This window comes from Roseateles sp. DAIF2, assembly GCF_015624425.1.
Lineage (GTDB): Bacteria > Pseudomonadota > Gammaproteobacteria > Burkholderiales > Burkholderiaceae_C > Kinneretia.
Genome location: NZ_CP049919.1, coordinates 755,683 through 766,835, shown reverse-complemented (window position 1 = coordinate 766,835; position 11,153 = coordinate 755,683). Strand labels below are relative to the sequence as shown.

Here is an 11,153-nt window from a genome sequence, read left to right as displayed (position 1 = left end):
CCATGAGTACCAGCACCTTCGTCCTGTACCTGCTCGCCTGCCTGGCCGTCTGCCTGACGCCGGGCCCCACCACCCTGCTGGCGATGGCCAACGGCACACGCCGGCGCTGGGACCTGGCGGCGGCCGGCATCGGCGGCGCGGTGCTGTCGGACCTGATCCTGATCGGCGCGGTGGCGCTGGGCCTGGGCGCGCTGCTGGCGGCCTCCGAGACCCTGTTCGTGCTGCTCAAGTGGTGCGGCGTCGCCTACCTGGCCTGGCTGGGCCTGCAGCTCTGGCGCGCCGGCCCGGCCACCGCCGGCGCGGGCGCGCCGACGCCGCGCCAGGCCTTCACCCAATGCCTGGCGGTGGCGCTGACCAATCCCAAGGGCGTGCTGTTCTTCTCGGCCTTTTTGCCGCAGTTCATCGACACCTCGGCCGCGCAGGCGCCGCAGTACCTGCAGCTGGCGCTGGCCACCGCGCTGCTGGACCTGATGGTGCTGGCGCTCTACGCGGCCGGCGGCGCGCGCCTGGCCGCGCTGCTCGGCGGCGCCGCGCTGCGCAGGGTGAACAAGGCCTGCGCCGCGGCGATGTTCGCGCTGGCCGGCCTGCTGGCGCTGACGCGGCGGGCCTGAGCCCGCGCAGCCGCGACAATGGGCGCTTTGCACGCCCACCCCGCCTCGTGAAACGCTACCACTCCCATCTCGGCCGCGACATCTTCGTCACCGCCGGCACCGCCCGCGACCTGGCGCCGGGCAGCTTCGGCATCTGCGCGATCGGCGGCGGCGCCGAGGGCTGGTCGGTCGTGCATGTGGGGCCGGAGGGCGACGTGGCCGACCTGGGCGGCGAGTACTACTTCGCCGCGCCCGAGGAGGCGCTCGCCTTCGTCAAGGAGCTGATCGAGCTGATGCCGGCAGACGCTCAAACTCCCCCAGCGGCAGGGGTTGGCTGAACAGGAAGCCCTGGTGCGCGGCGCAGCCCTGGCTCAGCAGGAAGTCGCGCTGCGCCTCGGTCTCGACGCCCTCGGCCAGCACCTCCAGGCCCAGGCTCTGCGCCAGCGCGACGATGGTGCGCACGATCGCGGCGTCGTGCTTCTCGGTCAGCACATTGCGCACGAAGCTCTGGTCGATCTTCAGCTGCTCCAGCGGCAGGCGGCGCAGGTAGTTCAGCGATGAGTAGCCGATGCCGAAGTCGTCCAGCGCGAAGCCGACGCCGCAGGCCTGCAGCGCGTTCATCTTCGCGATCACGCCCTCGACATCCTCCATCAAGAGGCTCTCGGTCAGCTCCAGCTTCAGGCGCTGCGAGGGCGCGCCGCTGCGGTCCAGCGCGCGCTGCACCTGGGTGACGAAATCGGCCTGCTGGAACTGGCGCGCCGAGACATTGATCGACAGGTTCAGCCGCGCCATATCCGGCTGCACCGACCATTCGGCCAGCTGGCGGCAGGCCTCGTCCAGCACCCATTGGCCCAGCGGCAGGATCAGCCCGCTCTGCTCGGCCGCGGCGATGAACTCCAGCGGCGGCACCAGGCCGCGCTGCGGATGCTGCCAGCGCAGCAACGCCTCGGCGCCGGTCAGCGCGCCATGCTCGTCGACCTGGGCCTGGTAGAACAGGCGGAACTCGCCGCGCTGCAGGCCGCGGCGGATCTCGGCGTCCAGCCGCGCGCGCTCGCTGGCGGCGCTCTGCATCGCCGGGTCGAAGAAGCGGATCGCGTTGCGGCCCGCGGCCTTGCTCTGGTACATCGCCAGGTCGGCCTGCTTCATCACATCGTCCAGGCCCAGCGAGCCGGGGCCGAACAGCGCGATGCCGATGCTGGCGGTGCTGTGGTGCTCCAGGCCCGGCAGCTCGTAGGGCTGGGTCAGCTTCTTCAGCAGCTTGACGCCCACCGCCTCGGCCTCGGCCGCGGCGCAGGGACCGGCCTCGCTGAGCTCGTCCAGGATGATCACGAACTCGTCGCCGCCCAGGCGCGCCACCGTGTCGCTCTTGCGCACGCAGGGCAGCAGCCGGCCCGCCACCTGCTTGAGCAGCAGGTCGCCGAGGTCATGGCCCTGGGTGTCGTTGAGGGTCTTGAAATTGTCCAGGTCGATCAGCAGCAGCGCGCCATGGCGCTGGCCGCGCTGCGCCGCCGCCAGCGCGCGCTGCAGCCGGTCCAGCAGCAGGCGGCGGTTCGGCAGGCCGGTCAGCGGGTCGTAGAAGGCCAGGCGCTCGATCTCGGCCTCGGCCGCCTTGCGCTCGGTGATGTCGCTGAACAGGCCCACGCAATGGCTCAGCTCGCCCTGCGCATCGCGCACCGCCGACAGGGTCAGCCATTGCGGATAGATCTCGCCGTTCTTGCGCCGGCTCAGGATCTCGCCCTGCCAGCGGCCCTGGCGCGCCACCAGCGCGGCGATCTCCTCGATGTACTCGGGCGCATAGCGGCCGGAGCTGAGCAGGCGCGGCGTGTTGCCCAGCGCCTCCTCGGCCGAGAAGCCGGTGATCAGGCTGAAGGCCTTGTTGACGCGCAGGATGCGGCGCTCGGCATCGGTGATGAACATGCCCTCCTGCGCCTCGAAGGCGGTGGCCGCCAGGCGCAGCTCCAGCTCGGTGGCCTTGCGCGCGCTGATGTTGCTGCCGGTGCCGCGGTAGCCCTGGAAGGCGCCGTCCTCGTCGAACAGCGGCAGGCCGCTGATCTGGATCCAGCGCCGCTCGCCGTCCGGCAGGCTCAGGTCGAACTCGAACTGGCGGATCGGGCGGCGTCGCTCCAGGTCCTGCAGATGGGCGGCCCAGGCGGGATCGCTCTCGTGCTCCGGCAGCAGCTCGCACGTCGTGCGGCCCAGCAGGGATGCCGGCGCGCGGCCGGTCACATGCTCGACATTGGGAGAGACATAGCTGAAGCGCAGCCGCTCATCCAGCTCCCAGAACCACCAATCGCCGGCCGCGGTGGCGAAGTCGTGAAAGCGCTGCTCGTTGGCGCGCAGCGCGCGGTCGGCGCGCGACAGGGTGCGCGCCACATGGCGCACGCGCCAGTACAGGCCGGCGAACAGCGCCAGCCCCAGCACGCCGCACAGACCGCCGATCCAGCCCCAGCGCCGCGTCGCCGCGGCGCGGCTGGCGCTGATGTCGTCCAGGAGGGCCAGCGAGGCCAGCGCGCGGCCCTGGCGGTCGTGCACGGTCATCAGGCTGGCCAGCCAGCTGCGCTCGTCGCGCCGGTCGCCGGTGAGCTCCAGCACGCCGGGATCCTCGCCGCCGCCGGCCAGCTCCTGCCAGGGCTCCAGCAGGCCGCTCGGCAGCGCCGGCAGGCTGTTGTGCAGCAGGGCCAGTTGCGCATGCTCGTCCCATTGCCCGGCCAGGCCCAGCAGCTGCTTGCCGCGCGCAAAGTCGCGCTCCTTGCCATGGCGCTTGTGCACCGCGGCCACCACCTCCAGCGACAGCAGGTCGCCCAGGCGGCGCGCGAACCAGCCGAGCTCGGTGCCCAGCTCCAGATAGCCGATCAGCTGGCCGTCGACCCGCCAGGGCGAGACATGGCGCAGCACCGGCACGCCGGTGCTCGCCATCTCCCAGCCCTCGGCAGGCGCATCCAGCCGCGCCGCCTCGGCCAGCACCGGGCGCAGCACCAGCTCGCCGCCCCCGGCCTCGGGGTCGAGCAGTTGCAGCAGCGTGCGCTGCTGCGGCGTGATGAAGGCGACATGGCTGATGCCCGACTCGCGCCGCATCGCGCCGTACTCGCCGCGCGCCGCGAGCAGCAGGGCCGCGCGGTCGCCGGCGCGCATCGCGCGCTGCAGCGCCGGGTTCTCGCGCGCCTGCTGGGCCAGCCAGCGCAGGCGGCGCGCCTCGTCGTCGGCCAGGCGCAGCCACAGGCTCTGGGCCTGGCGCCGGATCTCGTTGCCCTGCTGCTGCTCGCTGCGCTGCTGCTGCTGGCGCGCCGACAGGCCCAGCAGCAGCGCGATCGCCAGCAGCACCAGCAGCACCGGCGCCAGGATCTGGCGCATCAGGTGGCGGCCGCTGAAACGCCGCGGCCGCGCCGTTGCCGGCTGCGGGGCGGGGAGCGAAAACGTCGGGGATCCGTTCATGGGCGGCCGGGCGGCACGGACGAACGGAAAAGGCGGGGTGGCGCATGCGGCAGGCGACCGGCCGATGCCGGAAGCTGGCAACCCCGCTGTCATGGCCGCGCGCTTTGAAAAAACGCGGGCGTTAGACCGGTGGCTTTGCGACCCCGCTTTTCAGACCGGGTGTGCCGAGTAGGTTCTTTGTTCTACATCGAGGCGCGGATACTACCCGTTACAGACTCGGCCGGTTCGGCGCCAGGCGCGCCTTTACATGTGCGCGCCGGCCGCCGCCAAGAATTCACGTTCAGGGCCGAATAGGGTGCAGGCTCGAATCGGCCATGCCGACCAGCAGCGCGCGGCCGTCGGGCAGCACGCGGAACTCGCCGAACTTCGCGGCCTCGAAGGCGGCGGCCTGCCCCTCCTCGAAGAACCAGGCATCGCTGACCAGCACCCAGCGCCCGTCCTTGGGCGTCAACTCCAGCAGCAGCTCGCCCTCGGCCAGCGGCTGGCCCGGCGCCTGCAGACGCATGCCGGTGGCGACGCCGCGCGGGTCCAGCCGCGCGGCTAGCAGCGGGCGCTGTGCGCCCGGCAGGCGCAGCAGCTCCTCGCCCTCCAGCCGGCCGGGCAGCGCGAAGTTCAGACGCATGAAGTCGCCCTGCATCAGCGAGCGCGGATCCACCGGCGCCAGCGAAACGAACACCGGCCGGCCGTCGCGGATCAGCGTCTCCTTCTGCCAGATCGCGCCGTTGGCCACCGCCAGCACCAGCAGCGCGCCGCCGCCCAGCAGCCAGCGTGCGGCGCCGGGGGCGGGGTCGGGTCTTGCCGCCGCCTCGGCCGGTCGGCGCGCCAGCCAGGCCAGCAGGCCCAGCAGCGCGCCGAGGCCGACCAGCAGCAGCGCCTTCTGCCCCAGGGTCCAGTCCAGCTGGTAGTAGAAGCCGCCGATGATCCAGGCCGCCGCGACGCCGGCCGCCGCCGCCAGGCGCCAGCGCTGGGTGGTCGCCAGCAGAGCCAGCGCGAACAGGGTGGCGCCCAAGCCGGGCAGCAGGAAGGCCAGCGCCGCCAGCGCGGCGGCCAGGCCCAGCAGCATCGGCCGCCGGCAGCCCGGCCAGCGCCGCCACAGCAGCCAGGCCGCCGCCAGGGCCAGCGCCAGCGAGCAGCCATGCAGCAGCAGCGGCGCCAGCATTTCACTGCGCGTCAGCGCGCTGCCGATCGCCAGCAGCAGCGAGCCGGTGCCGCCCTGCCCGCCGGCGAAGCCGCCGACCAGGAAGCTCATGCCGGACATCGCGCACAGCGCCGCCAGGCAGGCCAGCAGCCAGCCGGCCGCGAACTGCTCCAGCGGCGCGGCCCAGCGCAGCCACGGGCCGGCCAGTGCATGGCGCTGCTGCCAGGTCAGCGCCGCGGCCCACAGGCCCAGCAGCAGCTGCGGCGTCAGCCAGAAGAACAGGAAGCGGATCAGGTCGGCGATGGAATGCCGCCATTCCAGCGGCAGCAGCAGGAAGCCCGTCAGCCCCGCCGCGCTCGCGCCCAGCAGCACGCGCAGCCAGGGCCGCTCCAGCCAGCGCGCCAGCACCAGGGTCAGGACCAGCAGCGGCAGGGCCGCCAGCCGCCCCGGCAGATCGCGGAACGCGGCGAAAGCCAGCAGGCCCGCGCCCAGCAGCAGCAGCGGCAACACCAGCTGCTCGACGAAGACCGGCAGGTCGCGCCGGCGCAGCGCCAGCACGCCGCCGACCAGCAGGACCGTGCCGACCAGATAGCTGCCCGGCCCGCGATCCAGCCAGGCATAGCCGACCAGCGCCAGCAGCAGACCCAGCAGCGGCAGCGCCGCGATCCAGGCGCCGCAGGCGATCAGCAGCAGCACCGGCCAGGGCCGATGCTGGCCGGCCTCGTCCGTGGCCAGGCGGGTATCGGCCGGCAGCAGGCCCTCGGCCGCCGCGGCGCGCAGCCAGTCCGATGCGGGCCTCATGCCTGGACCTCCGCGCGACGCGCCAGCTTCAGGATCAGGGTCACCGAACCCGCCAGCAGGCCGGCGGCGAACAGGCTCAGCAGCAGGAACTCGCCGATCGGGTCGCCTCCTCCGCTGCGCCCATGGAAGAACAGCAGCCGCGTCAAGCCCGCGACCAGCAGCGCGTCCAGGCCCAGGGCCACCGCGCTGAGCCCGAACACGTCGAAGCCGCGCCGCGTCGCCAGGCCCGCCGCGGCCAGCGCCAGGAACAGCAGGCCCAGGCCGTACTGCGGCGCGATGCGCACATGGAACAGCCCGCCCACCGCGGCCAGCGACAGCGCGATCACCGCGAACAGCGCCACCAGGCGCAGCGACCACAGGCCCGCGCCGGTGAAGCGCCGCAGCGGCGCGGCCAGCGCGGCGCCCAGGGCCAGCATCGCGCCGAAGCCCAGCAGGTGCACGCGCAGATCGCCCGGCTCGACGCGCCAGCTGCGGCCGGTGTGGGTCTGGGTCCAGAGCGTGATCGCCAGCAGCGCCACCAGGGCCCAGGGCGCCCACAGCAGGTCGGAGCGCACGGCCAAGGCCAGCGGCAGACCCAGCGCCGCCCACAGCGCGAACAGCTGCCAGGCATCGGCGCCGGTCTGGTAGGTCTGGCCGAAATAGGCGAACAGCGCGCCGGTCGCGATGAAGGCCAGCAGGGCCAGCGGTGCGCGCGCCGCCGGACGCAGCGCCGCGGCCAGGCACAGCAGCAGGATCAGCCCCTGCAGCAGGCCAAAGCGCGCGAAGCGCCCCAGCTCGGCCCAATTGGCCGCCACCCACATCACCAACCCGAGCCCGCCCAGCGCCGCGGCCAGCACCGCCACCAGGCGCGGCAGCCAGCGCCGCAGGCCGGGCGGCTCCTCGTGCAGGCCGGCCAGCTGCTGCAGGCGCAGCGCCGCGGCGGGCGAAAGTTGATGACGGGCGCTGAGCTCGAACAGGTGATAACGCAGATCCATGGTGGACATCATGCCGTGGCTTCCTGGGCAAACAATGAGGCACACCCGCACCCAAGCCTCCCTCCGACGGGGGACCGGCGCGCGGTGGCCAGGATGTGGGGGCTAGGGGAGAAGGGCTCAGAGCAGCGCGAAGGCGAAGCCCAGCAGCGCGGTGCACAGCGGCAGCAGGCCCAGCAGCGCCTCGACGCGGCGGCCGCTCAGCCAGCCGGGCGTGGCGGCCGGCTCCAGCAGGAACTGCAGATCCTCGGCGAAGGCTTCGCTGCGGTAGGGCGGCTCGGGCGTTGGCTGCTGGGTCATGGCGGGCTCCTGGGAGGGCGGTCTGTGCTGCTACTGCTTCATCACGGCATGGCGCAACTGTCGCGGCCCGCCGTCGCAGCCGCATTTCCGGCCTGTCAGGCCTTTGTTTCGTTTGTTAAAGATGACGGGCGGCCCAGGGCTGGCATGCCCCTTGCCTACACTGCCGCCATGCAGATCCGACTCGAATCGCCCGCCCAGCCCGACATCGCCCAGTTGATCGCCGAGCTCGACGCCTACCAGCACGAGCTCTACCCGCCCGAGAGCGTCTACGCGCTGGACCTGAACGCGCTGCAGGCCGAGCGGGTGCGCTTCGCGGTGGTGCGCGATGCGGCCGGCCGCGCGCTGGGCTGCGGCGCGGTCGTGCTGGGCCAGGACTTTGCCGAGATCAAGCGCATGTATGTGCATCCCGACGCCCGCGGGCAAGGCCTGGCACGCCGGCTGCTGGCGCGGCTGGAGGACGAGGCGCAGGCGGCCGGCAGCCCCGCGCTGATGTTGGAGACCGGCCCCTACCAGACCGAGGCCCTGGCCCTGTACGAGGCCTGCGGCTTCGCGCGCCGCGGCCCCTTCGGCGACTACCGCGACGATCCCTACAGCGTCTTCATGCACAAGCCGCTGGCGTCCCACGCCTGAGGGACGGCCGGGCGCGGCGGCCCCGTCCAGAATGGTGCGCTCGTCATCGAGCAATCTTTCTGGAGTACCCCACCATGACCCGTCGTCGCCATCCTCATCTCCTCGCCGCCCTGCTGGCCACCGCCGCGGTGAGCACCCTCGCCTGCCTGCCGGCGCGGGCCGCGGAGGAGCGCAGCGTCACCTTGCGCGTCGTCACCGCGGACGGCGAGGGTGCCAGCATCGGCACGGTGCGCCTGGTCGAGACGCCCTATGGCCTGGCCTTCTACCCGGCGCTGCAGGGCCTGGCGCTGGGCCTGCATGGCTTTCATGTGCATGAGAAGCCCTCCTGCGCCAGCGCCGAACAGAACGGCGCGCGCGTGCCGGCGCTCGCGGCCGGCGGCCACCTGGACCCGGCCGGCAGCAAGAAGCATGGCGAGCCGTGGGCCGACGACGTCCACCTGGGCGACCTGCCGCCGCTCTATGTGGCGGCCGACGGCAGCGCGCGCCAGCCGGTGCTGGCGCCGCGCCTGAAGAAGCTGGCCGAGGTGCGCCAGCGCTCCCTGATGGTGCACGCCGGCGGCGACAACCATGCCGACCATCCGGCGCCGCTGGGCGGTGGCGGGGCGCGTGTCGCCTGCGGGGTGATCGGCGACTGAACCAGAAGCCCTGGCCGCCGCCGCCCGCTTGTCTGTTTGCTAACCGATCAAGCGGAAGATGCCGTAGAGAGACAAGGCCCCGGTGGCGACCAGCAGGGTGGTTTTCAGGGCGCGGCCGGCCACCAGGGCACCGACCAGGCTGCAAGCCAGGATGGCCGCGAGGACGTAGATCATTTTCATGGCGCGGATGCTAGAGGCCGCGCCGCCGCCCGCCGGCGAGCGGGCGTGGATTCCGTCACGCACGCAGCCCGTTGCGTGCTCTGCTGTTGTCCAATACGCCCATGGACGACATCGCCAACCCACCACATCAGCAGCAGCTGCTGGAGCAGCGCATCACCGAGCTGGAGATCAAGGCCAGCTTCGCCGAGGACCTGGTCGACCACCTGAACGAGATCGTGGCCCGCCAGCAGCAGCAGATCGAACTGCTGGCCAGGCAGTTGCAGGAACTCAAGCAGCAGGGCGGCTCGGGCGACGGCGGGGTGACGGTGCGGAGCTTGAGGGATGAGCTGCCGCCGCATTACTGATGGGGCCGGTGATGCAAAGCGCCAGAACGCGACTCGGCCCCAACCTTCACCCCGACCGACGCATCTGATCCGCTCCGTTTCGACGGGATCTGAGCCTGGGCAATGCGGCCAGGATTTGGCACAGTTCAATCCGCCAGCAAAGCGCTGCTCATTCATTCATGAGTCCGAGCCGGTCCGTGCGAATGGCGTCGACATTGGAGCTGGCGAGCCTCACGACAGGAAGTACTCAGAAGATGGATTGGATTCCCCTCGTCCTCGTCACGTTCAAGCTGCTCGTGTTCGGCACGGGCATGTTCTTCGCCATCAAGTGGCATTACGACAAAGAAAAAGAGAAGAACAAGGACAAGAAGAAGTAACGAGGCAAGCGGCGGCGCGCGCGCATCGACATGCGCGTCACGCAACGAGCCTCACACCCCGCCCCCTCAGCCGCGCCGTCCCTCGATCGGATAGGCCGGGTCCAGATAACCCGGCGTCGAGGGATGCCCGGGCGGCACCAGGCTGTCGACCAGGGCCTCGTCCTCGGCGCCGACCTCCAGGTCCAGCGCGCCGAAATAGTCGACCCATTGCGTCAGGGTGCGCGGCCCGGCGATCACCGAGCTGACCGCGCGGTGCGCCAGCACCCAGGCGGTGGCGAAATGGGCCAGGCTCCGGCCACCTGTTGCCTCGCAATGCTGCTTCAGGGTCTGCGCGATCACGAGCGACTCCTCGCGGAACTCGGTCTCCAGGATGCGCTTGTCGCCGCGGCCGGCGCGCGTGCCCTCGGCCGGGCGGCTGCCCGGTGCGTACTTGCCCGAGAGCACGCCGCGCGCGATCGGGCTGTAGGGCACGACGCCCAGGCCCAGCCGGGCGCAGGCGGCCAGGATCTCGACCTCGGGCTGGCGGTTCAGCAGGTTGTAATAGGGCTGGCAGGCCACCGGCGCCGGCATGTTCAGCGCGCGGGCCAGATGCACCGCCTCGGCGATGCGAAAGCCACGGAAGTTGGACAGCCCCCAGTAGCGGATCTTGCCCTGGTCGATCAGCGCCTTGAGCGCGCGCAGCGGCTCCTCCAGGTCCAGGCCCAGTTCGTCGCGGTGCAGGTAGTAGAGGTCGATGCGATCGGTCTGCAGGCGCCTCAGGCTGGCCTCGCACTCGCGCTGCACCCAGCTGCGCGAGTAGCCGCGCTCGTTGGGCCGCTCGGACATCTTGTTGCCGATCTTGGTGGCCAGCACCCAGTCGTCGCGCCGGCCCTTGAGCAGCTCGCCGACCATGCTCTCGCTGCGACCCAGCGAATAAACATCGGCGGTGTCGATGAAATTCACGCCATGCTCGGCCGCATGGTCGACGATGGAGCGCGCCTCGGCCAGCTCGGTCTGATCGGCGAACATCATCGTGCCCAGGCACAGGGCGGAGACTTGCAGCGGGCTCTTGCTGCCCAGCGAACGGTATTGCATCGGGAGGCCCCTTTCATCATGGCGACCTCGCTATCCTATGGCCTCCCCTATCTCGGAGTGCCCCCATGGAATTGATCGGCATGCTCGACTCGCCCTATGTGCGCCGCGTCGCGATCGCGCTGCAGCGCCTGGGCCTCCCCTTCACCCATCGCTCGGTCTCGGTGTTCCGCGGCATCGCGGAGTTTCGCCAGATCAATCCGGTGGTCAAGGCCCCGACCCTGGTCTGCGACGACGGCACGGTGCTGATGGATTCCACCCTGATCCTGCAGTATGCGGAAACGCTGGCGGGCCGGCGCCTGCAGCCGGCCGATGCGCGCTCGATCCGCCTGACCGGGCTGGCGCTGGCGGCCTGCGAGAAGAGCGTGCAGATCGTCTACGAGCACCATGTGCGCCCGCCCGAGAAGCTGCACGAGCCCTGGCTGGCGCGGGTCACCGAGCAGATGCGCACCGCCTACCGCCTGCTGGACGCCGAGCTGAAGGGCCGGCCGCCACAGCTGGACGATGTCGGCCTCACGGCCGCCACGGCCTGGTTCTTCAGCCAGCAGATGCATAGTCCGGAGCTGCTGCCGGCCGCCGAGCACCCGGCCCTGGCCGCGCTGTCCGCCTGGGCCGAGGCCCAGCCGGAGTTCCGCGCCGCACCGCATGGCGAGGGGGTCTACCCCAGCGCCTGAGCGGCAAAGCCCGCGCGGCGCGCGGCTGGCA

Annotated in this window: 13 protein-coding genes and 1 riboswitch; of the genes, 7 read left to right on the top strand and 6 right to left on the bottom strand. The window is 71.7% G+C overall.

The features are described from left to right. The first annotated feature begins 2 nt into the window (after window positions 1-2). Entirely contained in the window at window positions 3-611 is a 609-nt protein-coding gene (locus tag G8A07_RS03600) for a LysE family translocator (protein WP_195795752.1), read from the top strand. 47 nt (window positions 612-658) lie between these two features. Continuing rightward, on the top strand, window positions 659-928 hold the full coding sequence (locus G8A07_RS03595; RefSeq protein WP_195795751.1) for a hypothetical protein: 270 nt from the start codon (window positions 659-661) through the stop codon (window positions 926-928). Here the strand turns inward: G8A07_RS03595 and G8A07_RS03590 are convergent. From G8A07_RS03590 to G8A07_RS03575, 4 genes are all read right to left on the bottom strand, one after another. Beyond that, complete coding sequence (locus G8A07_RS03590) at window positions 864-3,941, bottom strand: EAL domain-containing protein (RefSeq protein ID WP_195795750.1); 3,078 nt, start codon at window positions 3,939-3,941, stop codon at window positions 864-866. The genes G8A07_RS03595 and G8A07_RS03590 overlap by 65 nt on opposite strands. 154 nt (window positions 3,942-4,095) lie before the next feature. Beyond that, window positions 4,096-4,198, bottom strand: a riboswitch (cyclic di-GMP riboswitch). A 104-nt stretch (window positions 4,199-4,302) separates the two neighbouring features. Beyond that, window positions 4,303-5,961, bottom strand: coding sequence for a GDYXXLXY domain-containing protein (locus G8A07_RS03585; protein ID WP_195795749.1), 1,659 nt, complete (start codon window positions 5,959-5,961; stop codon window positions 4,303-4,305). Beyond that, window positions 5,958-6,947 (bottom strand): DUF2157 domain-containing protein, encoded by a 990-nt coding sequence (locus G8A07_RS03580; RefSeq protein ID WP_249937210.1) that lies wholly within the window; start codon window positions 6,945-6,947, stop codon window positions 5,958-5,960. The genes G8A07_RS03585 and G8A07_RS03580 overlap by 4 nt, the downstream gene beginning before the upstream one ends. 105 nt (window positions 6,948-7,052) lie before the next feature. Continuing rightward, entirely contained in the window at window positions 7,053-7,232 is a 180-nt protein-coding gene (locus G8A07_RS03575) for a hypothetical protein (protein WP_195795748.1), read from the bottom strand. A gap of 168 nt (window positions 7,233-7,400) precedes the next feature. On the opposite strand from G8A07_RS03575, the gene G8A07_RS03570 reads away from it, so the two are divergent. Both G8A07_RS03570 and sodC read left to right on the top strand, forming a co-directional pair. Beyond that, window positions 7,401-7,862, top strand: coding sequence for a GNAT family N-acetyltransferase (locus G8A07_RS03570; protein WP_195795747.1), 462 nt, complete (start codon window positions 7,401-7,403; stop codon window positions 7,860-7,862). A gap of 74 nt (window positions 7,863-7,936) precedes the next feature. Further along, complete coding sequence (gene sodC, locus G8A07_RS03565; RefSeq protein ID WP_195795746.1) at window positions 7,937-8,497, top strand: superoxide dismutase family protein; 561 nt, start codon at window positions 7,937-7,939, stop codon at window positions 8,495-8,497. A 39-nt stretch (window positions 8,498-8,536) separates the two neighbouring features. Here sodC and G8A07_RS03560 read toward each other — a convergent pair whose 3' ends face one another. Next, complete coding sequence (locus G8A07_RS03560; protein WP_195795745.1) at window positions 8,537-8,677, bottom strand: hypothetical protein; 141 nt, start codon at window positions 8,675-8,677, stop codon at window positions 8,537-8,539. 101 nt (window positions 8,678-8,778) lie between these two features. Between G8A07_RS03560 and G8A07_RS03555 the strand changes: the two genes are divergently transcribed. Next, window positions 8,779-9,021 (top strand): SlyX family protein, encoded by a 243-nt coding sequence (locus G8A07_RS03555; RefSeq protein WP_195795744.1) that lies wholly within the window; start codon window positions 8,779-8,781, stop codon window positions 9,019-9,021. A 158-nt stretch (window positions 9,022-9,179) separates the two neighbouring features. Then, window positions 9,180-9,377, top strand: a complete 198-nt coding sequence (locus G8A07_RS03550) for a hypothetical protein (protein ID WP_195797996.1) — start codon at window positions 9,180-9,182, stop codon at window positions 9,375-9,377. 66 nt (window positions 9,378-9,443) lie between these two features. Here G8A07_RS03550 and G8A07_RS03545 read toward each other — a convergent pair whose 3' ends face one another. After that, entirely contained in the window at window positions 9,444-10,451 is a 1,008-nt protein-coding gene (locus G8A07_RS03545) for an aldo/keto reductase (protein WP_195795743.1), read from the bottom strand. 65 nt (window positions 10,452-10,516) lie between these two features. Here G8A07_RS03545 and G8A07_RS03540 point away from each other — a divergent pair, with 65 nt between their 5' ends. Beyond that, the gene (locus G8A07_RS03540; RefSeq protein ID WP_195795742.1) at window positions 10,517-11,122 is read left to right on the top strand and encodes a glutathione S-transferase family protein; all 606 of its coding nucleotides are present in this window, start codon (window positions 10,517-10,519) and stop codon (window positions 11,120-11,122) included. The last annotated feature ends 31 nt before the right edge of the window (window positions 11,123-11,153 follow it).

Excerpts from the sequence above, each read along its gene's own strand:
- G8A07_RS03590 (WP_195795750.1), bottom strand. The coding sequence starts at position 3,941 with ATGCGCCAGATCCTGGCGCCGGTGCTGCTGGTGCTGCTGGCGATCGCG.
- G8A07_RS03600 (WP_195795752.1), top strand. The coding sequence starts at position 3 with ATGAGTACCAGCACCTTCGTCCTGTACCTGCTCGCCTGCCTGGCCGTC.
- G8A07_RS03545 (WP_195795743.1), bottom strand. The coding sequence starts at position 10,451 with ATGCAATACCGTTCGCTGGGCAGCAAGAGCCCGCTGCAAGTCTCCGCC.
- G8A07_RS03580 (WP_249937210.1), bottom strand. The coding sequence starts at position 6,947 with ATGATGTCCACCATGGATCTGCGTTATCACCTGTTCGAGCTCAGCGCC.
- G8A07_RS03570 (WP_195795747.1), top strand. The coding sequence starts at position 7,401 with ATGCAGATCCGACTCGAATCGCCCGCCCAGCCCGACATCGCCCAGTTG.
- G8A07_RS03560 (WP_195795745.1), bottom strand. The coding sequence starts at position 8,677 with ATGAAAATGATCTACGTCCTCGCGGCCATCCTGGCTTGCAGCCTGGTC.
- G8A07_RS03575 (WP_195795748.1), bottom strand. The coding sequence starts at position 7,232 with ATGACCCAGCAGCCAACGCCCGAGCCGCCCTACCGCAGCGAAGCCTTC.
- G8A07_RS03540 (WP_195795742.1), top strand. The coding sequence starts at position 10,517 with ATGGAATTGATCGGCATGCTCGACTCGCCCTATGTGCGCCGCGTCGCG.
- G8A07_RS03585 (WP_195795749.1), bottom strand. The coding sequence starts at position 5,961 with ATGAGGCCCGCATCGGACTGGCTGCGCGCCGCGGCGGCCGAGGGCCTG.
- G8A07_RS03555 (WP_195795744.1), top strand. The coding sequence starts at position 8,779 with ATGGACGACATCGCCAACCCACCACATCAGCAGCAGCTGCTGGAGCAG.
- sodC (WP_195795746.1), top strand. The coding sequence starts at position 7,937 with ATGACCCGTCGTCGCCATCCTCATCTCCTCGCCGCCCTGCTGGCCACC.
- G8A07_RS03550 (WP_195797996.1), top strand. The coding sequence starts at position 9,180 with ATGAGTCCGAGCCGGTCCGTGCGAATGGCGTCGACATTGGAGCTGGCG.